The sequence below is a fragment of the Pontimicrobium sp. SW4 genome (assembly GCF_039954625.1).
Lineage (GTDB): Bacteria > Bacteroidota > Bacteroidia > Flavobacteriales > Flavobacteriaceae > Pontimicrobium.
The window spans coordinates 608,701-632,472 of sequence record NZ_CP157199.1 but is presented as its reverse complement, the minus strand read 5'-3'; the positions used below and the strand labels follow the sequence as shown (position 1 = coordinate 632,472).

The window sequence follows — 23,772 nt, the reverse complement described above, 5'->3', positions numbered from 1 at the left end:
AAATTATCGAAGCGGTTTTTTTATGCTTTAATACTTAAAAAAATATCACGGCAATCAATAGATATGCTCTAATCTAATTAATTTTCTTCTTGAGGTTTAATAAATTCAGATCTGTATTTTTCTAAAAACTTTTTCTGTCTTGCAATCATTTGTTGTCTTATTTTATCAATATCCATAAAATCTTTTCCAAAATCACTTCCAAAAAAATCATCATTAAAAAAGTGCTTACTAAAAAGTGAATCTTTAGAGAAAATATCTTCAAAACCTTGGTTTTCAAAATGAGAAAATCCTCTAAAGAATTTAGATTCAAATGACTTAAGCAAGCTATCTTTATCAAAGGATGATAAGTCATTAAACTTGTTATTGGAAGACCAAGAATAGATACTATCATATCTAATTAAATTTCCATTTTCATCAAACTCTTTATCTACTTTCCAAGACCCTTTTGGTTGCTCAGCGATAGATTCTTGTTTTTCTTTTGTATTGTCTTTTTTGCCTTTATTGCTTTGACCATTGCAACTCAAGCTCAATAAAGCTACTGTTATAATTAAAATATACTTTTTCATTATCCTACATTTTAGTTATACTTTTTAATGACTTATCATGCATCAATACCTTTAATTATACATATAAGCCACCCGTTTTTATGAATTTTATTAACTTATTTTGGTGAAATATTTCTGAATATCTTTCCCCATTTTTATACCAAATACATTCTAAATAACTATCATCATTTTTTAAACCTAATGAGTTTTTCTTAGAAACATATTTGAGTACTTCCATTTTGGGACTATCCAAATGTCCTTTTATTTTCACCCAATCCCCAGGTTTAAATTTTCTAGGCATAGTAATATTCTATTTAATACTTAAGTACTGATTATTAAGAGGAGGCTGAAAAACCAGCCTCCTTCTCAACACTTAAGTCTAAAACTTAGTAAACAATTATAAAATTTTAATGGTTCTTGCAGGCTTTTGTTTAGCCTCTTCTTTTTTAGGTAAATGAATACTTAAAATACCATCTTTATACCTTGCATCTATTTTATCTTCATTAACACTTTCAGGTAATGTAAAAGTCCTTTTAAACGAAGAATATCCAAACTCTCTACGAGTATAATTTTTTTCCTCGTGTTCTTTTTCTTCCTTTAGTTCTGTTGAGATTGATAATAATTGATTGTCAAGATTAAGGTGGAAATCAGATTTCTTAAGACCAGGTACAGCCATATCTACTATAAAAGCATCAGCTGTTTCTTCTATATTTACTTTTGGTAAAGAAATACCTGTATTAAAATTTGAAGTAAATACAGATGGTAAGTCTCTGTTAAAGATATCATCTAACCAATTTGACCAATTTTGGAAGTTTGTATTTGAATTAGTGTTTGCTAAACTTCCATTTTTAGGAACATTAACTAAATTGCTCATAATTACAAAATTTTAAATTAAACATTATTTCAAATTTGAAACCTATAATTGATTTCAATATGTCATATACAAACAAAATACCAAAATGAGTAGAAGCTTATTTTTTTAAGAATATTTTCACATAAACAGAAGCTCTTATCGACTAATAATGAACAATTTGACAGATTTTTATTTTAAAAATGCCATCTTGACATTTATGTCTTTCCTACTTAATTAATGAGCTTATTAGATAAAAGCATAATTCAATTCTGCTAACTGATCCCTTTTTTTTCATAACTTTAATTTTTCAACAACCAACCAATTATGAAATCTATTAAATTCCTTCTATTGCTAATAATAATTAGCAGTTGCTCCTCTCCTACTAATTACGATGTTTTAATAAAAAATGGTACGATTGCAGATGGCTCAGGTAATGCAACTTATATAGGTAGTGTTGGTATTAATGCAGATACCATTGCTGCTGTTGGAGAACTTAAAAATGCCACAGGAAACATAGAGATTGACGCTACAGGTTTAGTGGTTGCTCCTGGGTTTATTAATATGCTTTCTTGGGCAACCGAATCGTTGATTGCAGATGGTAAATCACAAAGCGATATTCGTCAAGGTGTCACTTTAGAAGTCTTTGGAGAAGGATCGTCTATGGGACCACTTACAGAAGACAGAAAAAAACAATGGCAAGAAAATCAAAGCGAATTAAAATTCGATATTGATTGGACAACTTTAGACGAATATTTACAATCGCTTGTAAAGCGTGGTGTTTCACCAAACGTGGCATCCTTTATTGGCGCGACTACAGTTCGTGTAAATCATATAGGTTATGAAGATAGACCACCTACAGATGAAGAAATGTCATCTATGAAAAACATGGTGAGAGAAGCCATGGAAGATGGCGCACTTGGTGTTGGGTCGTCATTAATTTATGCGCCTGCATTTTATTCTTCAACTGAAGAATTGATTGAACTTTGTAAAGTTGCTTCGGAATATGATGGCATGTATATTTCGCACATGCGTAGTGAAGGCAATCGTTTATTAGAAAGCATGGATGAGCTTATACGAATTGCTGATGAAGGAGATATAAGAGCAGAAATTTACCATCTTAAAATGGCAGGAAAAGATAACTGGAGTAAATTTGACGCTGTCGTTAAAAAAATTGATTCAGCCAGAGCAACAGGTTTGTATATTACAACAGATATGTACACCTATACAGCTGGAGCAACAGGTTTAGATGCCTCAATGCCACCATGGGTTCAAGAAGGAGGCTATACTAAATGGGCTGAACGCTTAAAAGACCCAGAGATTAGAAAACGTGTTTATAAAGAAATGATCACACCAACGGATGAATGGGAAAACTTAATGTATGCCGCTGGAACACCAGACAATCTATTATTAGTGGGTTTTAGTAACGACAGCTTAAGGCATTATACAGGAAAAACATTAACTGAAGTTGCCAAAATCCATGGAAAAAATCCTGAAGAAACAGCCATGGACTTAGTGATCGCAGATGGTAGTCGTGTTGGAACTGTTTATTTCTTGATGAGTGAAGACAACGTAAAAAAACAAATAGCGTTACCCTATATGAGCTTTGGTAGTGATGCAGGTTCCATCGCTCCTGAAGGATTGTTTTTAAACTCAAATCCGCATCCCAGAGCCTATGGTAATTTCTCAAGAGTGTTAGGTAAATATGTAAGAGACGAGAAAGTCATTCCGCTAGAAGAAGCCATCTATAAACTAACTAAGCTGCCAGCCACTAATTTAAAAATTAAAAATAGAGGAAATCTAACTGAAGGCTATTTTGCAGACTTAGCTATATTTGACCCTTCAACAATTCAAGACCATGCCACCTTTGCCGAACCTCATCAATTATCAACTGGAATGGTACATGTATTTGTAAATGGAGAGCAAGTTTTAAAAGATGGTGAACACACAGGAGCATTACCAGGACAAGTAGTTAGAGGTCCAGGATACAAAGAAAACTAATGACCATAAACATATTTCAAATAGATGCTTTTACTGACCAGTTGTTTGGAGGAAATCCAGCAGCTGTATGTCCATTAAACGAATGGCTTCCAGATGCAACATTATTAAATATTGCTAAAGAAAATAATCTTGCAGAAACTGCCTATTTTATTCATAAACACGATAATGTATTTCATTTGCGTTGGTTTACACCTGAAATTGAAATCGACCTTTGTGGTCATGCAACTTTAGCTTCTGCCTTTGTGATTTTAAATTGTTTGGATTATAATTTTGACACAGTAGTTTTTCAAACATTGAGTGGCGAATTGATAGTGTCTAAAAATGAAGATTTTTTAGAGATGGATTTACCTTCTCGCCCACCAAGTAAAGGCGAACTACCAGAAATTATCTCAAAATCACTAAGTGTACAACCTATTGAAGTTTATAAAGCAAGGGATTATGTGTTGGTTTATGATACTGAAAATGACATTCAAAATTTAAAAGTAAGTGCTTCCATTTTAGAACAGATTGATTTAAGTCCTGGTGGTATAATTGTAACCGCAAAAGGTAATACTTCAGATTTTGTGTCTAGGTTTTTTACGCCTGGAGCTGCTGTTTTTGAAGACCCTGTTACTGGTTCGGCACATTGTACATTAGTTCCTTTTTGGGCAGATATATTAGGGAAAAATGAATTACATGCACTTCAAATTTCAGAACGCAAAGGGGAGCTATTTTGCAAACTTGCAGGTAATCGTATATTTATAAGAGGTACAGCAGTAAAATATCTTCAAGGTACCATAGACATTTAATTCACAGGAAAATCAAAATATGTATCTGGAAAAGGTTCGTTCTTTAACGTGAAATGCCACCACTCCTTAGTATAATACTTAAAGCCATGTTTACGCATAATAGTTTGCAATAACATTCTATTAGCTCTTTGCTGTGATGTTAATTCCAAGTTTGCCACCCAAGATTCAGATCCAAAAAAGTCCCAAGGGCTTCCCATATCCAATTCTTCACCCGTATTAATATCAACCAACGTCATATCTATTGTGCTTCCACGTGTATGACCAGATTTGGAAGATATATACCCTTCTTCAAAAAGATGTTCTTTTTTTACTTTTGGGTAAAACTTCTGCTTGTTAATAGTATCATTTAATTGTTTTGCCCATCTCACAAAATGATTTACAGCAGTTTGCGGTCTATAACCATCAAAAAACTTAATAGATAAATTGTATTGTTTTAATTCATCTTGCACATTTTTTAAAGCTTTTATAGCTTCAACAGACATAATAGCAACATTTTTTTTATATCCATCAATAGGTTTTCCAATAAAATTATCTACTCCAAAATATCGTAACTCTAGTTGAATATCTGGAATGGTATTACGAACATAATCAAAACCTTCTGGAAGTTTATTTTGAGAAGTACAAGACCAAATACTACAAACAAGAAGAAAAAATAAAAATCGTTTCATTTTACATTATTTAATTTACTAAGTTAAAAAATAATATAAAATAAAAGCCGAGGTCCCTCAACCTCGGCTTTCTTATTTGCTTTTATCTTACGAAGATAGATTTAGGGTCTCTAATTCTATTACATAACGCAAATATTAATTAATTAATCCATTGAACTAAAAACTAAATTTTAGTACACACCAAATGTAAAATTAATATTTAAATTATCGTCAAACAACATTATTAATTCGATGAAATACATATAATTTTAACATTTATCGTTTAAAATAGCCATTTTATCGATGAAATGCACAACTAGTATTACTTATTTATTATGTTATATAAACTGAAAAAGCCTCGTTCTAGATAGATACGAGGCTTTTCTACTAACCAACCAAAAATTGTTACTACGTTTTATTAAAGTAACCACACTTTTAAAAACTTATATGTAGTAACATTTATACTTATTCAATCATCATGCCAAAAATTAATATTTAAAAAGATTTTGTTAAATAAATTTATTTATATATCTTTATGATATCATTTTAATATCATTTAATTTAAATATCATGAAAGAAGAGAGAATTATTGTCCCAGCTAATGGTTACCTAATGTTGTTTGCATTTTTAGTTTTGTTTTTTGGAGGCATAGTCTCAGCAATTGCTTTGCAAAGTCCTTGGCCTGCTTTTGCTGTATTAGCAGCTATTTTTATTGCTCCTGGATTTATAATGGTTCAGCCTAACAATTCAAGAGTTTTGCTGCTTTTTGGAAAATATGTTGGAACAGTGAAAAAAAATGGCTTCTATTGGGTTAATCCTTTTTATACCAAAAAGAAAATATCGTTAAGAGCGAGTAACTTTGATAGTGAGCGCCTTAAAGTAAATGATAAACTAGGTAACCCAGTAATGATTAGTACTATTTTAGTATGGCGCGTTCAAAACACATACAAAGCAGCTTTTGATGTAGATAATTTTGAAAACTTTGTCCGTGTACAAACTGATGCTGCGGTACGTAAATTAGCTAGTATGTATCCTTATGATAATTTTGCTGATGAAGGACACAAAGAAGATATCACTTTACGCTCAAGTGTCAATGAAGTTAGTGAAGCATTAGAAAAAGAAATTGACGAACGCTTATCTATTGCAGGTATTGAAGTTCTTGAAGCTCGCATAGGTTATCTAGCGTATGCTCAAGAAATTGCAAATGCTATGCTAAAACGCCAACAAGCAACAGCAATAGTCGCTGCAAGACATAAAATTGTTGAAGGTGCAGTAAGTATGGTAGAAATGGCATTAGAAGAATTAGGAAAAAAACAAATTGTTGAACTAGATGAAGAACGCAAAGCAGCTATGGTTAGCAACTTAATGGTAATACTTTGCGGCGATAAAGATGCATCACCTGTATTAAATACTGGTACTTTAAATCACTAAAATGAATAAAAAACAAGTATATAGTATTGCTATAGGCAGTGCATTAGGATCAAGCATAGGAACAACATTTGGAGTCGTAGTTAATAATATTGCACTTGGTATTGTATATGGTTCCATGATAGGATCAATAATTGGTATATTGATTGCCGTATTCTATATTAAACAAGATAATAATAGTTTATAAAAGTATATAAAGTAATAGCCCAAAGATTAGAGTTTAAAAGATAAGAATCAGAGGCTAGAAATACTTTTAATCAATATGCAAGAGAAGGTTGGGTTGTATCACATACGGCATAAAGCACCTTCTTCATTGCACTTGAACGTAATAAAAATAGATAATGAACAATAAAAGACCTCGTATAAAAGTATCTTTTGAAACAGTAGATATTGTTATTGAACTTATCTCAATCACATTGCTCATTTTAATGTGGTGCTATTGTATTATAAATTACTTTGACCTTCCAGATACTATAGCTACACATTTTAATGGTACTGGAGAACCAGATGGTTATGGAAACAAGCTAACAATTTGGATTATTCCAGTGATTGCTACAGTTATATATGTTGGCTTATTTATTTTGAATAAATATCCACATATGCATAATTATATGGTAAACATAACAGAAGAAAATGCGCTAAAAAATTACCGCTTTAGCACACGCGTTCTAAGAGTAGTAAACTTTCTTTGTGTACTTTTAATGACATATGTAACGTATATGATAGTAGAATCAGCCTTTGGCAAACAATTTAATCTCGGAACCTGGTTTGTTCCTGTTGTCATTGGTATAAGTGTTATATTACCTATTGTGCTTATAGTGTACATGAAAAAAATGAATAAATAAAGAAGAAGAAATGGCGAAAAAGAAAGCTTTCGCATTGCGAGTAAATGAAGATATGTTAAAAGCTATTGAGAAATGGGCTTCCGATGAGTTTAGGAGTACCAATGGTCAAATAGAATGGATGCTTATGCAAAGCCTTAAAGACGCAAAACGAGAACCAAAAGAATCTTAAAACAATCATAAAGTTTTTCAATTGTATTAGTATTAAAAATTATTCCTTTAATTTTATGCTAACCAACCAAGATTTACATTGAAAAAAACCTTCATATTATTCGCCTTATTTACCGTCTTTATTGGATTTAGTCAAAACAAATCATTTACCGTTAAATATATAGACACACCAATTGTTCTAGATGGAAACTTAGAAGAATCCGTTTGGAATGATGCTGAATCTGCTACAAATTTCTGGCAATATTTTCCGACAGATTCGTTACAAGCAACTCAACAAGCTGATATAAAAATGCTCTTTGATGATACCAACCTATATATTGGTATGAAAGTCAATGCGCCTTCAAACAACTTTGTGATTCCATCATTACGTCGTGATTTTAGAGCTGGAGGGAGTGATAACATTACCTTAATGTTTGACACATTTAATGACGGAACAAACGCATTTATATTTGGTACAAATCCAGCTGGAGTGCAACGTGAAATATTACTGTCTGGAGGTGGTAATGAATTACGCGGCTTTAATGGTGCGTGGGATACTAAATGGCGAAGTGAAACTGTAGTACATGATAACTATTATACCGTTGAATGGATTATTCCATTTTCGGCGTTCAAATATCGTGAAGGAGAAACCAAATGGCGTTTTAATAGTTATCATTTCGATACCCAAGCTAACGAACGTAATACTTGGATGCAAATTCCTCAAAATCAACCAATTTTTAGTTTGGCCTATATGGGAGACATGATTTTTGAAAAGCCCTTAGGTAATTCAAAAACACCAATTTCAATTATTCCATATGTTAATGGTTTAATTGGGAAAGATTACGAAAACGGAATCACAACTGAAGATTTTAAATATGGTGGTGATGCAAAAATGACTATTGGTAATAGTATGAATCTTGACCTTACGGTTAACCCTGATTTTTCTCAAGTTGAAGTCGACCAACAAGTCACCAACTTAACAAGATTTGAAGTATCATTACCTGAAAGAAGGCAGTTTTTTATAGAAAATAGCGATTTATTTGCCGATTTTGGAAATGACAGAGACGCTAATCCTTTCTTTTCAAGACGCATAGGTATTGCAAGAGATGTAGATGGAAATAGCATAGAAAATGATATTATTGCTGGAGCTCGCCTTAGCGGAAAAATAAGTAATAATTTACGACTAGGAATTTTAAATATGCAAACCGCTGAAGACGTAGCAAATGAAATTCCAGCCACAAATAATGCAGTAATCACTGCACAACATAAACTCTTTAATCGTTCTAACATTAGTTTCATGTTTATTAATAAACAAGCAACAAAAGATTATGATTTTTTAGCAAATGAAGACAAATACAATCGTGTTTTTGGCCTAGACTACCGACTAGCATCAGAAGACAACACATGGATTGGTAAATACTTTTTCCACAAATCGTTTTCGCCAGATACTAGTGGAAAAGATATTTCTTCTGGAGCAACAACAGAATATAATAGTAAAAATTGGAATTTAAGCTTTGGAGCTATTTATGTTGGCGATAATTTTAGATCCGATTTAGGTTTTATTAGACGAACAGATGTTTTTAAAATTAGTCCAAAAATTGAACGCGTATTTTGGCCAAAAACAGGAGCCATACAGAAGCATAGTATTACAGTTATGCCATTCTATTTATGGAGACCAGAATTAGACTTCGAAAAATCCGATCATACAATTGTAACTAGTTGGAAAGCCGAAATGAAAAACACATCAAACATAGAGTTACAAATGTTTAATCGGTTTACACATCTTTATGATAGCTTTGATCCTACAAGAACAGATGGTGGAATTCCACTTCCAGGAAATAAAGGTTATCATTACACAAGCTTTGAAGCTAGCTATAGGTCAGATCAACGTAAGGCATTATCTTTTAACATACAACCATCTATAGGTCAATTTTATAATGGTAAAAAGTATTCTCTTGGAGGAACAATGTCTTGGAGGTTACAACCATATTTTTTAGCATCTATCCAAGTAAATTACGATAAAATTAATTTACCAAATCCATATCCAGACGCATCAATTTGGTTAATTGGTCCAAAGTTTGACGTCACCTTCAACAAAAATATATTTTGGGCAACCTTTATACAATATAGTACCCAAAGAGATAACTTTAGTATCAACACACGTTTACAATGGCGTTTCGCACCTTTATCAGATTTGTTTGTAGTATATAATGACAACTATTTTACCGACAACATATTTGCTCCAAGAGTACGATCTTTTAATGTTAAATTAACCTATTGGCTTAATATCTAATTATTTTTACAATCAACCTTAAAAAGCATCATTTTCAATTTAAAAATGGTACTTTTTTATTTACTCAAACCTTAAAGAACGTTTTATTTTCTTATTTTACGGCATAATAAAACTAACTATAAATGGAAAATACGTCACCTCTTTTCACAAATGACGCAATTGTTTTTGGGCTATTAATGCTTTCTCTAGGCTTTGTTTTTTACACGGAAGCAAAAAAAACAGGATTTTGGAATAAGTTTTACAAAATTATTCCTGGATTATTGATGTGTTATATGATTCCAGCAATATTCAATTCCTTAGGGCTAATCTCGGCTGATATTACTCAAACTTACTTTGTAGCAAGCCGTTATTTATTACCTGCTTCGTTAGTATTACTAACTATTAGCATTGATTTAAAAGCAATTTTTAATCTAGGTTGGAAAGCCTTAATTATGTTTTTTACAGGAACTATAGGTATCATTGTAGGTGGTCCGTTAGCTATTTTATTAATTTCAACTTTCTCACCAGAAACAGTTGGAGGAGCTGGATTTGAAGCTGTTTGGAGGGGGTTAGCAACACTGGCTGGAAGTTGGATTGGTGGTGGTGCCAATCAAGCTGCTATGCTAGAAATTTATGAGTACGACCAAACGCTTTATGGAGGCATGGTGTTAGTAGATATAGTTGTGGCTAATATTTGGATGGCTATTATTTTACTTGGAATTGGAAAACGTAAAAAAATTGACAAATGGCTTAAAGCTGATAATTCGGCCATAGATGAATTGCAAAATAAAGTGCAAAAATTTACTGATAAAATAACCAGAAACCCTTCACTAACCGATTTAATTATTATTCTAACATTTGCTTTTACAGCTGTTGGAATTGCACACTTTGGTTCAGAAAAAATCTCAACTTTCTTAAATGACAACTTTGAAGCTGTGAGTAATCCAAAAAGTGCTTTATCATCATTTGGTAGTAGTTTCTTTTGGTTAATAAGTATAGCTACACTGATAGGTATCCTTTTATCATTTACGAAAGCAAAAAATTATGAAGGTGCAGGAGCAAGTAAAATTGGAAGTGTATTTATATATATTCTTGTGGCGACCATTGGAATGAAAATGGATTTAGGTAAAATTTTTGAAAATCCTGGTTTAATCTTAATTGGATTAGTTTGGATGGCGATACATGCAGGACTATTAATTTTGGTTGCAAAAATCATTAAGGCTCCTTATTTCTTTTTGGCTGTAGGCAGTCAAGCAAATGTTGGTGGAGCCGCTTCAGCACCTGTGGTAGCTGCAGCTTTTCATCCATCGCTTGCCACTGTTGGTGCATTATTAGCAGTATTTGGATATGTTGTTGGAACTTATGGAGCAATATTATGTGCAGAACTAATGAAAATAGCTGCTGCTGGTTAGTATATAATAAATTAATATAAGATATTTGCCGACATAATTTTTTATAAATGAAAAAACTCACATTTTTATTAATAGCACTTACTATTATTTCTTGCGGTAAAAAAGAAGCCGATTTAACAGTTACTGGAACTATTAAAGGTTTAAAAAAAGGAACTGTTTACCTTCAACAGCTAAAAGATTCTTCTTTAGTTGTTTTAGATTCGATGGTTATTAATGGCGAACAATCTTTTATATTACAAAGCACTCTTGAAGAGCCTGAAGTACTATTACTAATGTTAGATAAAAATAGTTCAGAAGAATCAAGAATAGCTTTTTTTGCTGATAAAGGTATTACCGAAATTAATGCAACACTAAAAGATTTCCCTTTTAAACATACTATCAAAGGATCTTCTCAACAAGAGAAATACACTGAGTTTAAAAATATGATTTCTCAATTCAATAATAAAAATTTAGATATTATTAAAGCCAAATTAGAAGCACAAGTGAGTGGAGATACAGCTGAAGCTAATGCAAAAACAGCTGAAGCTAATAGCTTACTTAAGCGTAAATACTTATACGCTATTAATTTTGCTATAAATAATAAAGATAGTGAAGTGGCTCCTTATATTGCTATATCTGAAATTTATGATGCTAACACCAAGTTTTTAGACACTATATATAAAGCATTACCACAACATGTGGCAAATTCTAAATATGGTTTAGAACTAGATAAGTTTATTAAACAACGTAAAGAGGAAGACAAACAATAAAAAAGGCGCTTTAAAAGCGCCTTTTTTATTATAGTCTATTGATTTTTTCAATTAATGCTCGTCCTTTAGACTCGAGCTCTTGATTTATACTTTTAAAGTGTGCTTTCTTATCTTCAACACTTTTATCATTTACCTTTGCAATTAAATCGTCAAAAGTTTCAATTGCTTCATCAATTACAGCTTCACTTTTTTTAGTGTCTTTATCTGTATTTTCATATTCCCAAAAATAAACTGCTTCAATAATATCTCCAAGAACGTAGTTTATATCCTTTTTTAAATTTCTAACGTTTGCCATTTTATAATAAAAATTAATTTCTGCAAAATTACGGAATTTTACACATAAACCTCTAAAAGTTTTGCATTGTTTGATTCTAATTCAAATTGCTTTAAGGCAGCGGGAATCAAAACAGTTTCTCCCTTCGCAATTGTTTCAGAAAAACCTTTACTATTTATATTTATTTCTCCATCTACACATATATATATTATGAAAGAATCGTAATGATTCTCTTTTTTAATTGTTTGTGTAAGATGAATAAAATTTGTTGTGAAATAAGGACAAGAAACCATTTTATTAGTTTGATTTTCTTGCTTACTATAAGATACTCTAAAATCATCTTTCATATTAAAATCGATGGCATCAATAGCTAAATCGTTATGCAATTCTCTTTCATTCCCTTCATCATCTGTTCTATCCCAATCATAGACACGATAAGTAATATCACTTGTTTGTTGTATTTCGGCCAACATCACTCCTGCTCCAATGGCATGTACACGACCAACTTCAATAAAATAAGTATCGCCTTTCTTTACGTATTCAAAATTCAAAATTTTGGTAAGCGCTTTATCTTGTAAATGTTTTAAATAAACTTCAGGTGTTATTTTTTGATTGAATCCAACAATTAAATTTGCATCGTCATCTGCCTGCATCACATACCACATTTCGGTTTTACCAAACGAATTATGACGCTCTGCAGCCAATTCATCATTTGGATGCAATTGTATAGACAAATCTTCTTTAGCATCTATAAACTTTATAAGTAACGGGAATTTTTCTCCAAAAACCTTAAAGTTCTTTTTTCCAATGAGTTCTTCTTGATAAGTAGATAGTAATTGTTTGAGAGAAGAACCTTCTAACTTTCCATTTGAGACAATAGATGTATCTCCATCAACATCACTAAGTTCCCAACTTTCCCCAACATTCTTTGCATCACTTTTTTTATTGAGAATTGTTTTAAGTTTTTCACCTCCCCAAATTTTTTCTTTTAATATTGGGTGAAATTTAATTGGATATAAATGGTTTCTCATTAATTAATTTCCTGAATAGGTTACAAAGTTTCGAGGTGTTTCGTAGAGTGTTATTTCTAAATCCAACAATGTGTCAAGTTTTGGTTTAATCTTGTTATAAATAACAACAGCTATGTTTTCGGCTGTTGGGTTTAGATCTTTAAATTCTGGAACTTCAATATTTAAATTTTTATGATCAAAAGCGTCCTCTATTTCATTCCTAATAATATCTTTCAACACTTTCATATCAATTACATAGCCAGTTTCTTGACTAATTTCACCTGTAACGCTTACTATTAACTCATAGTTATGACCATGGAAGTTTGGGTTGTTACATTTTCCAAAAACTTCATCGTTTTTTTCGTGACTCCAGTCTTTTCTATATAATCGATGTGCTGCATTGAAATGTGCTTTTCTACTTACGGTTACCTTCATTGTCAACTAAATTTATGTGTTCGTAGAATTTATCAAAAATAATTTTAAACCAAGCAGTATAAAGCTCTGGGTGCAAAACCATGTCAACTTTTACATCTTCCAAATCCATCCATTTCCAAGATTCAACTTCATCTGGATTAATGTTTGGTTCACTATTAAAATGACCAACCATGATATGATCTAATTCATGTTCAGTCAAACCATTATCAAAAGGGGCTTTATAAATAAATGATATGGTTTCTTTTAGCTCTGTAACAAAACCCATTTCTTCTTGTAAACGACGTTTTCCAGCATCTATATTACTTTCACTATCACGTTGATGGCTACAACAGGTATTCGTCCAAAGTCCAGGAGAATGGTATTTACTTAATGCTCGTTGTTGCAACATCAATTCATTCTTATCATTAAATATGAATACAGAAAAGGCACGATGCAAAACAGCTTTTTCATGTGCTTCCATTTTAGGCATTAAGCCTATTTGCTCATCGTTTTCATTTACTAGAATTACTTTCTCTTCGCTCATAACACAAAAATACCAAGTAAAATTTTAAATTCCACTAATGATTTCATAAAATAAAAAGAGCATTCAATAATTGAATGCTCTTAAACTATTTTATATCGCTAAGGTTAATTAGCTATTACAATAAATTCACTTCTTCTATTTTCTTGGTGTTCTTCTTTAGAACATTTCACTCCATTCTTACATTTGTTTACTAATTGAGTTTCTCCATAACCTTTTCCAGTTAATCGGTCTTTAGAGATCCCTCCTTTTTCTACAATATACTTAACGGTAGATTTATTCCTTCTATTAGAAAGTGCTAAATTATAAGCATCTTTTCCTCTTGAATCTGTATGCGATCTTACATCTACTTTTACAGAAGGAAATTCATTCATATAGTTTATGATTTTTGTTAATTCTATTTCAGCGTCTGGTCTAATATTAGACTTATCGTAATCAAAATAAATTGGATTTAAATTGAGTAGTTTGAATAAATCTGTTCCGATTTCAGCTGCTTTTGGTTCTGCTTTTAAACTCAATTTTAAATCAACAGGTTCTCTTAATTTAGAGTGTACTTTAAATTGTTCTTCATCGCTACTGTAATCTGTTTTAGATGCTGTAACTCTATAGGTCATGTCTTTACACACTAGATCTGTTGAAAAAGCACCATTAGCATTAGATATTAATGTTTCAACTACATTATTATTCTCATCATAAATAGTGAGATTTGCATTCGCTATAATTTCATTTGTATCCACATCAACTACAGTTCCAGATACGTTTTGTTTACAAACATTTCTTGTAAAGCTATAAATATCGTCGTCTCCTTTTCCTCCTTCTCTATTTGATGAAAAATAACCTTTTCTAGTTTCTTCGTTAATGATATATCCAAAATCATCTTTTGGACTATTAATTGGCTTGCCAACATTATAAGGAATATCATTAGAGCTAGAAATATTGTCTATATTAGGAAACTCAAAAACATCCAATCCGCCTAATCCTACATGAGCATCAGATGAAAAATATAAAGTTCCGTTGTTACTTACAAATGGGAAATTTTCTCTTCCTTCTGTATTAATTTTAGAACCTAAATTTTGTGGGGTTCCATAAGTACCATCTTCATTAATTGTAACTACAAAAATATCTGAACCTCCAATCGTTCCAGGCATATCTGAAGCAAAGTAAAGCTTTGTTTCATCATTATTTAAAGCTGGATGTGCTACATTATATTCATCGTTATTAAAAGGCAATGGTGTAACATTAGTCCATTTACCATCAATTAATGAAGCTTTATAAACTTTTAAGCTGTGCTCATCTTTACTGTTTCTTTTAAACTTTCCATTAAAATAATTATTCCTAGTGAAATACATGGTCTTACCATCTTTAGAAAATGTTGTTGAAGACTCATGGTATTGTGTATTAATATCTCCTTTTATTTCAAGCACATTTGAAGCGTTTATACTATAAATATTTAAAAAAGGTTGCTCATTCCAATTATATATCTTCCCTTCACCTCTTGAAGATGCAAAATATATTCCTGATTTATAAAATGAAGTTCCGAAATCTGAATACTTAGTATTCAAGCTTAAGTTTTCTACTTTAAAATCGTCTGATAATTTTTCTATAACATTTAAATAATCAGAGGAATTAATAAATGCTTTTGCTCTTGAATCTTCAGGCTTTAAGCTAACAAATTGTTGCATTGCCTTGTCAGATTCTTTATATTTATTTTGAGCTTTTAATGCTTGCGCATACCTAAAATAATTTTCTGCTTCTACATCTTCGTTCTTAGAAAACAACTCTCCATACCAATTAGAAGCTTCTTCCATCATACCATTAAAATAGTAAGCATTAGCTAAGTTATTAAGAACTTCTGTCGATGAATTTCCACTTTCTACAATTTTCAAAAGCGCATCTACAGATTTTATATAAGACAATTTATCATACTGCTTTTGAGCATTATTTATTTTTCCCTTTTGAGCGTATGCAACATTAAATACAAATGTGCTTATAGCTGCTATTATATATATTCTTTTTTTCATGTTTGCTTTTTTAGAAGAATCTAGGTGATAAAATTTTGCCTACTTTTTTTAATTCAAATCGTAACATAATTTCATGTGTACCACTATTATAGTTATTTAAATTAGTAGTCGTATAATCATAGGCATATCCAATAAATAAACCTTCGCTAACTTGAAACCCTGCTAAACCACTAAACGAATCGTCCCAACGATATGCTAACCCTAAAGATAGTTTCTCATTAAACAATAAATTAGCTGATAAATCTGCAATTAATGGGGATCCTGAAACTGCTTTTACTAAAAATGCTGGTTTTAATTTTACACTTTCACTTAAATCAAAGACGTAACCTCCAATTAAGTAATAATGTAATCTCTCGGCTGCTATAGATTCTTGAAAATCGTCATAATGTTCTGTAGTAATAAAATTAGGAACAGATAACCCTAAATACCACTTTTGAGAATGCAAATACATTCCTGCTCCAACTGTTGGTGAAAACAGACTTAAATTCTCTTCAAATGCTGTATCCGGATTTTGATATCTTCCTTTACTCCAATCTGTATCTAATAAATGAAATCCTCCTTTAAGTCCAAATGACAATTTAGCTCCAGATTCATTTACAGGAACTGTATATGAAAAATTCGCGTCAAAATAAGTTTCACTTGCTGGTCCCAATTGATCATTTACAATAGAAAACCCTATACCTACTCTTTCATTTTTTAAAGGTGTATGTAAACTAAGTGTTTGGGTTTTTGGAGCACCATCTATACCGACCCATTGGGTACGGTATAGACCTGTTATACTCAATACTTCTCTTTGTCCTGTATATCCTGGATTAACACTCATTGTATTATACATATATTGTGTAAACTGAGGGTCTTGTTGTGCAAAACTTTCGTTAATCATAAATGTAAATACAAGTATGATTAACCCTTTTAATAATGATGATTTTTGTATCATTTTATTTTATTTTTTTTGAAATCTTTCTTTCTTATCTGTTTATATATAACCATCCATTTTTTGGCTTAGAACCATCTCCTAAGTCTAGGATATAATAGTAAGTTCCTGCTGGTAATTTATCTGATGAATTAATAGTAGATCTACCATTAGAAGTACCTTTCCAATTATTAGAATAACCTTTCTGTTTGTAAACAATATTACCCCAACGGTTATAAACTTCTAATGTGTTATTTGGATAATTTTCAATACATCCAATCACAAAATTTTCATTAACACCATCATCATTAGGTGAGAATTCATTATAGATGATTAAGCATCCTAATTGAGTAACTGTTTCATCATCTTCAGTATTACCATCTAAATCATCTCCATCATCACTAGTATCATTAACAACATCTCCAATTGGTGTTCTTGCATTAGCAACAACACTATTACTAACTCCTTCAGCATTAATTGCTTGTTGAGTAATAACAAAGTCAGCCATATAAGTTGCTATTTCTCCCACTAATAAAGTCCCTTCAGTACTTCCTAAATCTGAACTCATAAAGTAAGGTTCTGTAGTCAATGCTATAGGGTTTCCATTAGCATCTAGGAATGTATCTACTAATGAAACATTGGTTAATACAACATCTCCTGTGTTTTCAACAGTAATAGTATATGTTATTGTGTCACCAAGATTAGTTCCTGAAACAGAAGCAGATTTAACCACAGCTAATCTACCAATACAGTTGCCTGTATAAGTTACTGTAGTAGTAATATCTGATGCATGATAATCACATGGATTAGTCGGATCGGTAGGATCTTCACCATCTGGTGGATTTAACTCATCACCGTTTGTTACACCATCACCATCACAATCAGCTAATAAATAGTCTCCAGTTTGTGTTAAAGTAATATCGCTTGCTGTAAAATCACATGGATCGGTTGGATCGGTATCGCCTGGGCCTTGTGTACCATCGCCATCTGGATCTACTTCGTCTAAGTTCGTGACTCCATCGCCATCACAATCGGCTGTTGCCCACATTGAGGTCGTATTGCTTAAGTCTACATTGGCTAATGTTCCGCCTACACATGGATCTTGATCGTCTGGATCGGTCGTACTGTCTTCGCCATCGCCATCACAATCGGTTACTGCCGTTACTGTTAAAGTAATATCGCTTGCTGTAAAATCACATGGATCGGTTGGATCGGTATCGCCTGGGCCTTGTGTACCATCGCCATCTGGATCTACTTCGTCTAAGTTCGTGACTCCATCGCCATCACAATCGGCTGTTGCCCACATTGAGGTCGTATTGCTTAAGTCTACATTGGCTAATGTTCCGCCTACACATGGATCTTGATCGTCTGGATCGGTCGTACTGTCTTCGCCATCGCCATCACAATCGGTTACTGCCGTTACTGTTAAAGTAATATCGCTTGCTGTAAAATCACATGGATCGGTTGGATCGGTATCGCCTGGGCCTTGTGTACCATCGCCATCTGGATCTACTTCGTCTAAGTTCGTGACTCCATCGCCATCACAATCGGCTGTTGCCCACATTGAGGTCGTATTGCTTAAGTCTACATTGGCTAATGTTCCGCCTACACATGGATCTTGATCGTCTGGATCGGTCGTACTGTCTTCGCCATCGCCATCACAATCGGTTACTGCCGTTACTGTTAAAGTAATATCGCTTGCTGTAAAATCACATGGATCGGTTGGATCGGTATCGCCTGGGCCTTGTGTACCATCGCCATCTGGATCTACTTCGTCTAAGTTCGTGACTCCATCGCCATCACAATCGGCTGTTGCCCACATTGAGGTCGTATTGCTTAAGTCTACATTGGCTAATGTTCCGCCTACACATGGATCTTGATCGTCTGGATCGGTCGTACTGTCTTCGCCATCGCCATCACAATCGGTTACTGCCGTTACTGTTAAAGTAATATCGCTTGCTGTAAAATCACATGGATCGGTTGGATCGGTATCGCCTGGGCCTTGTGTACCATCGCCATCTGGATCTACTTCGTCTAAGTTCGTGACTCCATCGCCATCACAATCGGCTGTTGCCCACATTGAGGTCGTATTGCTTAAGTCTACATTGGCTAATGTTCCGCCTACACATGGATCTTGATCGTCTGGATCGGTCGTACTGTCTTCGCCATCGCCATCACAATCGGTTACTGCCGTTACTGTTAAAGTAATATCGCTTGCTGTAAAATCACATGGATCGGTTGGATCGGTATCGCCTGGGCCTTGTGTACCATCGCCATCTGGATCTACTTCGTCTAAGTTCGTGACTCCATCGCCATCACAATCGGCTGTTGCCCACATTGAGGTCGTATTGCTTAAGTCTACATTGGCTAATGTTCCGCCTACACATGGATCTTGATCGTCTGGATCGGTCGTACTGTCTTCGCCATCGCCATCACAATCGGTTACTGCCGTTACTGTTAAAGTAATATCGCTTGCTGTAAAATCACATGGATCGGTTGGATCGGTATCGCCTGGACCTTGTGTACCATCGCCATCTGGATCTACTTCGTCTAAGTTCGTGACTCCATCGCCATCACAATCGGCTGTTGCCCACATTGAGGTCGTATTGCTTAAGTCTACATTGGCTAATGTTCCGCCTACACATGGATCTTGATCGTCTGGATCGGTCGTACTGTCTTCGCCATCGCCATCACAATCGGTTACTGCCGTTACTGTTAAAGTAATATCGCTTGCTGTAAAATCACATGGATCGGTTGGATCGGTATCGCCTGGGCCTTGTGTACCATCGCCATCTGGATCTACTTCGTCTAAGTTCGTGACTCCATCGCCATCACAATCGGCTGTTGCCCACATTGAGGTCGTATTGCTTAAGTCTACATTGGCTAATGTTCCGCCTACACATGGATCTTGATCGTCTGGATCGGTCGTACTGTCTTCGCCATCGCCATCACAATCGGTTACTGCCGTTACTGTTAAAGTAATATCGCTTGCTGTAAAATCACATGGATCGGTTGGATCGGTATCGCCTGGGCCTTGTGTACCATCGCCATCTGGATCTACTTCGTCTAAGTTCGTGACTCCATCGCCATCACAATCGGCTGTTGCCCACATTGAGGTCGTATTGCTTAAGTCTACATTGGCTAATGTTCCGCCTACACATGGATCTTGATCGTCTGGATCGGTCGTACTGTCTTCGCCATCGCCATCACAATCGGTTACTGCCGTTACTGTTAAAGTAATATCGCTTGCTGTAAAATCACATGGATCGGTTGGATCGGTATCGCCTGGACCTTGTGTACCATCGCCATCTGGATCTACTTCGTCTAAGTTCGTGACTCCATCGCCATCACAATCGGCTGTTGCCCACATTGAGGTCGTATTGCTTAAGTCTACATTGGCTAATGTTCCGCCTACACATGGATCTTGATCGTCTGGATCGGTCGTACTGTCTTCGCCATCGCCATCACAATCGGTTACTGCCGTTACTGTTAAAGTAATATCGCTTGCTGTAAAATCACATGGATCGGTTGGATCGGTATCGCCTGGACCTTGTGTACCATCGCCATCTGGATCTACTTCGTCTAAGTTCGTGACTCCATCGCCATCACAATCGGCTGTTGCCCACATTGAGGTCGTATTGCTTAAGTCTACATTGGCTAATGTTCCGCCTACACATGGATCTTGATCGTCTGGATCGGTCGTACTGTCTTCGCCATCGCCATCACAATCGGTTACTACCGTTACTGTTAAAGTAATATCGCTTGCTGTAAAATCACATGGATCGGTTGGATCGGTATCGCCTGGGCCTTGTGTACCATCGCCATCTGGATCTACTTCGTCTAAGTTCGTGACTCCATCGCCATCACAATCGGCTGTTGCCCACATTGAGGTCGTATTGCTTAAGTCTACATTGGCTAATGTTCCGCCTACACATGGATCTTGATCGTCTGGATCGGTCGTACTGTCTTCGCCATCGCCATCACAATCGGTTACTGCCGTTACTGTTAAAGTAATATCGCTTGCTGTAAAATCACATGGATCGGTTGGATCGGTATCGCCTGGGCCTTGTGTACCATCGCCATCTGGATCTACTTCGTCTAAGTTCGTGACTCCATCGCCATCACAATCGGCTGTTGCCCACATTGAGGTCGTATTGCTTAAGTCTACATTGGCTAATGTTCCGCCTACACATGGATCTTGATCGTCTGGATCGGTCGTACTGTCTTCGCCATCGCCATCACAATCGGTTACTGCCGTTACTGTTAAAGTAATATCGCTTGCTGTAAAATCACATGGATCGGTTGGATCGGTATCGCCTGGACCTTGTGTACCATCGCCATCTGGATCTACTTCGTCTAAGTTCGTGACTCCATCGCCATCACAATCGGCTGTTGCCCACATTGAGGTCGTATTGCTTAAGTCTACATTGGCTAATGTTCCGCCTACACATGGATCTTGATCGTCTGGATCGGTCGTACTGTCTTCGCCATCGCCATCACAATCGGTTACTGCCGTTACTGTTAAAGTAATATCGCTTGCTGTAAAATCACATGGATCGGTTGGATCGGTATCGCCTGGGCCTTGTGTACCATCGCCATCTGGATCTACTTCGTCTAAGTTCGTGACTCCATCGCCATCACAATCGGCTGTTGCCCACATTGAGGTCGTATTGCTTAAGTCTACATTGGCTAATGTTCCGCCTACACATGGATCTTGATCGTCTGGATCGGTCGTACTGTCTTCGCCATCGCCATCACAATCGGTTACTGCCGTTACTGTTAAAGTAATATCGCTTGCTGTAAAATCACATGGATCGGTTGGATCGGTATCGCCTGGACCTTGTGTACCATCGCCATCTGGATCTACTTCGTCTAAGTTCGTGACTCCATCGCCATCACAATCGGCTGTTGCCCACATTGAGGTCGTATTGCTTAAGTCTACATTGGCTAATGTTCCGCCTACACATGGATCTTGATCGTCTGGATCGGTCGTACTGTCTTCGCCATCGCCATCACAATCGGTTACTGCCGTTACTGTTAAAGTAATATCGCTTGCTGTAAAATCACATGGATCGGTTGGATCGGTTGGTGTTTCACCATCTGGTGGATTTAATTCATGACAATCCGTGACTCCATCGCCATCTGTATCAGAAGTATTATCCTCAGTTACTATTACTTCAGATGTGTCATTGCCTGCACATGGTGCTGTTGCAGCTACTGTATAGGTATAGGTTCCTGCGCCTGCTAATGCTGGTGACCAGGTTCCACCTGTATCTGCGCCTGTTAACGAAGCAAATAATTGTGCCTCAGTTACAGTATCTCCAGAACATATAACTAAACTACCATCTGTTCCTGCATCTGGTGCTGCTTGTTCAGTAACTACTACTTCTGATATGTCGTTTCCTGTACATGGTGCTGTTGCAGCTACTGTATAGGTATAGGTTCCTGCACCTGCTAATGTTGGTGACCAGGTTCCGCCTGTATCTGCACCTGTTAACTCTGCAAATAGTTGTGCATCTGTTACTGTATTGCCTTCACAAATGGTTAATGTACCATCCGTTCCTGCATCTGGTGCTGCTTGTTCAGTAACTACTACTTCTGATGTATCATTAAAACAAGATGAAGTAACTGTATATGTATATGTTCCTGCGCCTGCTAATGCTGGTGACCAGGTTCCGCCTGTATCCGCGCCTGTTAACTCTGCAAATAGTTGTGCGTCTGTTACTGTATCGCCTTCACAAATGGTTAATGTACCATCTGTTCCTGCTTCTGGCGCTGAATTTACTGTAGTAACATCTGATGTTGTTCCTGTATAACCTCCTTGCCCTGTTACTTGACCAACTCCATTGACTGTTACTGGTGAATTACCTAAATAGCCATCATCATCTGGATCCGTATGTCCAGCTTCAATTGAATCTTTACATGTATCTCCATCTGAGTCATCATCTAAATGGTTAGGAATTCCATCTCCATCTAAGTCGTATATAGGGTTTACAACACCGTCAGCATTATGGACTCCAACATCATTATCATCATCATCTAAATAAGCTGGATAACCATCTCCATCAACATCAGCATCAGGATCTAAACCAACATATTCATTTAAATCTAATATTCCATCATTATCATCATCTATATCATCTTCATCTAATATTCCATCATTATCAGAATCTGGAACTAACCTCACAACCTCTATAGATAATTGCACTGACTCATGATTTGAAGAATAACCTGGAGATGCATTAAATCCTGGATAAAGATCAAAAGTCATTGATGCAGCAGTAGCTGTAAATCTAACTCTATTTAATCCCCAAGATTCTTGCGTAATCCCAGTAACTGTTTGTCTAGCTCCACCACTAATTGAGTAGTGAAATTCATCAATATAATTGGGAGAATAAGCAGATAATGCTGTAAGACTAAATATATTCACCTCATATACTTCGCCAATAATTAATCCTGTCATATTTGTTCCGACAATTTCTTCAGGATAACCTGTTCCTAAATCTCTAAGTGAAATCCAATTTTGATGTCCATTTGGAGGTAAAGGCAGAGGCGCATTTGTCCATACGCTACCTCCTCCTGCCGTTCCAGAAGCAGCAGCTATATCCCTGTTGGATATATCTGGTGTACCAGTAATAACTGCCCAACCTGTTGGTGCACAAACTGCACAGTTAGCTGAGCTATCGGTATCGGGAATGTCTTGAGCACTAATACTATTTGTTCCGAGTATTAATGTCATTAGACAGATTACAGAGGTATATCCATACCTCTGTAAGGTTTTAGTAAAAATTTTCATTGTTCTAATTAATATGTTGATTAACAATTGACATTTATTTCATCGATTAAAAACATTTTTTTACGATGAAATACAAATATATACGTTTATCTGTTAAATGCAAAATTATTCTTACATAA

At 35.0% G+C, this 23,772-nt stretch carries 20 protein-coding genes; 9 read left to right on the top strand and 11 right to left on the bottom strand.

Going from position 1 to position 23,772, the window contains the following annotated elements:
- Positions 1-77: 77 nt before the first annotated feature.
- From ABGB03_RS02995 to ABGB03_RS02985, 3 genes are all read right to left on the bottom strand, one after another.
- Positions 78-566 carry a hypothetical protein gene (locus tag ABGB03_RS02995; RefSeq protein ID WP_347924712.1) on the bottom strand — a complete coding sequence of 163 codons (489 nt, stop codon included), beginning with the start codon at positions 564-566 and terminating at the stop codon, positions 78-80.
- A 55-nt stretch (positions 567-621) separates the two neighbouring features.
- Entirely contained in the window at positions 622-846 is a 225-nt protein-coding gene (locus ABGB03_RS02990; RefSeq protein WP_347924710.1) for a hypothetical protein, read from the bottom strand.
- A 96-nt stretch (positions 847-942) separates the two neighbouring features.
- A complete protein-coding gene (locus ABGB03_RS02985) occupies positions 943-1,419 on the bottom strand; it encodes an Hsp20/alpha crystallin family protein (protein WP_347924708.1) in 477 nt (158 codons plus the stop codon).
- Positions 1,420-1,722: 303 nt separating this feature from the next.
- Between ABGB03_RS02985 and ABGB03_RS02980 the strand changes: the two genes are divergently transcribed.
- Positions 1,723-3,396: a D-aminoacylase gene (locus ABGB03_RS02980; protein WP_347924706.1), complete on the top strand. Its 1,674-nt coding sequence runs from the start codon at positions 1,723-1,725 to the stop codon at positions 3,394-3,396.
- Positions 3,396-4,184 carry a PhzF family phenazine biosynthesis protein gene (locus tag ABGB03_RS02975; RefSeq protein WP_347924704.1) on the top strand — a complete coding sequence of 263 codons (789 nt, stop codon included), beginning with the start codon at positions 3,396-3,398 and terminating at the stop codon, positions 4,182-4,184. Before ABGB03_RS02980 ends, ABGB03_RS02975 begins: the two co-directional genes overlap by 1 nt.
- On the opposite strand, the gene ABGB03_RS02970 is transcribed toward ABGB03_RS02975, so the two are convergent.
- Positions 4,181-4,852, bottom strand: a complete 672-nt coding sequence (locus ABGB03_RS02970; RefSeq protein WP_347924703.1) for a M15 family metallopeptidase — start codon at positions 4,850-4,852, stop codon at positions 4,181-4,183. The two genes, ABGB03_RS02975 and ABGB03_RS02970, sit on opposite strands and share 4 nt — an antisense overlap.
- A 549-nt stretch (positions 4,853-5,401) precedes the next feature.
- Between ABGB03_RS02970 and ABGB03_RS02965 the strand changes: the two genes are divergently transcribed.
- From ABGB03_RS02965 to ABGB03_RS02935, 7 genes are all read left to right on the top strand, one after another.
- Positions 5,402-6,262, top strand: a complete 861-nt coding sequence (locus tag ABGB03_RS02965) for an SPFH domain-containing protein (RefSeq protein ID WP_347924701.1) — start codon at positions 5,402-5,404, stop codon at positions 6,260-6,262.
- Between the two features lies 1 nt (position 6,263).
- Complete coding sequence (locus ABGB03_RS02960) at positions 6,264-6,446, top strand: hypothetical protein (protein ID WP_347924699.1); 183 nt, start codon at positions 6,264-6,266, stop codon at positions 6,444-6,446.
- 154 nt (positions 6,447-6,600) lie between these two features.
- Positions 6,601-7,104: a DUF1648 domain-containing protein gene (locus tag ABGB03_RS02955; protein WP_347924697.1), complete on the top strand. Its 504-nt coding sequence runs from the start codon at positions 6,601-6,603 to the stop codon at positions 7,102-7,104.
- Between the two features lie 10 nt (positions 7,105-7,114).
- On the top strand, positions 7,115-7,273 hold the full coding sequence (locus ABGB03_RS02950; protein WP_347924695.1) for an Arc family DNA-binding protein: 159 nt from the start codon (positions 7,115-7,117) through the stop codon (positions 7,271-7,273).
- Between the two features lie 78 nt (positions 7,274-7,351).
- A complete protein-coding gene (locus ABGB03_RS02945; RefSeq protein WP_347924694.1) occupies positions 7,352-9,544 on the top strand; it encodes a DUF5916 domain-containing protein in 2,193 nt (730 codons plus the stop codon).
- A gap of 122 nt (positions 9,545-9,666) precedes the next feature.
- Positions 9,667-10,935, top strand: coding sequence for a DUF819 family protein (locus ABGB03_RS02940; RefSeq protein ID WP_347924692.1), 1,269 nt, complete (start codon positions 9,667-9,669; stop codon positions 10,933-10,935).
- Between the two features lie 47 nt (positions 10,936-10,982).
- Entirely contained in the window at positions 10,983-11,684 is a 702-nt protein-coding gene (locus ABGB03_RS02935) for a DUF4369 domain-containing protein (RefSeq protein ID WP_347924690.1), read from the top strand.
- A gap of 28 nt (positions 11,685-11,712) precedes the next feature.
- Here ABGB03_RS02935 and ABGB03_RS02930 read toward each other — a convergent pair whose 3' ends face one another.
- The 7 genes from ABGB03_RS02930 to ABGB03_RS02900 form a co-directional block, all read right to left on the bottom strand.
- The gene (locus ABGB03_RS02930; RefSeq protein WP_347924689.1) at positions 11,713-11,979 is read right to left on the bottom strand and encodes a hypothetical protein; all 267 of its coding nucleotides are present in this window, start codon (positions 11,977-11,979) and stop codon (positions 11,713-11,715) included.
- A gap of 38 nt (positions 11,980-12,017) precedes the next feature.
- Entirely contained in the window at positions 12,018-12,989 is a 972-nt protein-coding gene (locus tag ABGB03_RS02925; protein ID WP_347924687.1) for a type I phosphomannose isomerase catalytic subunit, read from the bottom strand.
- Positions 12,990-12,992: 3 nt separating this feature from the next.
- A complete protein-coding gene (locus ABGB03_RS02920) occupies positions 12,993-13,403 on the bottom strand; it encodes a 6-carboxytetrahydropterin synthase (protein WP_347924685.1) in 411 nt (136 codons plus the stop codon).
- Positions 13,384-13,926, bottom strand: a complete 543-nt coding sequence (gene idi, locus ABGB03_RS02915; RefSeq protein WP_347924683.1) for an isopentenyl-diphosphate Delta-isomerase — start codon at positions 13,924-13,926, stop codon at positions 13,384-13,386. The genes ABGB03_RS02920 and idi overlap by 20 nt, the downstream gene beginning before the upstream one ends.
- A gap of 104 nt (positions 13,927-14,030) precedes the next feature.
- Positions 14,031-15,944 (bottom strand): OmpA family protein, encoded by a 1,914-nt coding sequence (locus tag ABGB03_RS02910; RefSeq protein ID WP_347924682.1) that lies wholly within the window; start codon positions 15,942-15,944, stop codon positions 14,031-14,033.
- A gap of 10 nt (positions 15,945-15,954) precedes the next feature.
- Entirely contained in the window at positions 15,955-16,881 is a 927-nt protein-coding gene (locus ABGB03_RS02905) for a type IX secretion system membrane protein PorP/SprF (protein ID WP_347924681.1), read from the bottom strand.
- Between the two features lie 31 nt (positions 16,882-16,912).
- The gene (locus ABGB03_RS02900) at positions 16,913-23,596 is read right to left on the bottom strand and encodes a gliding motility-associated C-terminal domain-containing protein (protein ID WP_347924679.1); all 6,684 of its coding nucleotides are present in this window, start codon (positions 23,594-23,596) and stop codon (positions 16,913-16,915) included.
- Positions 23,597-23,772 lie beyond the last annotated feature (176 nt).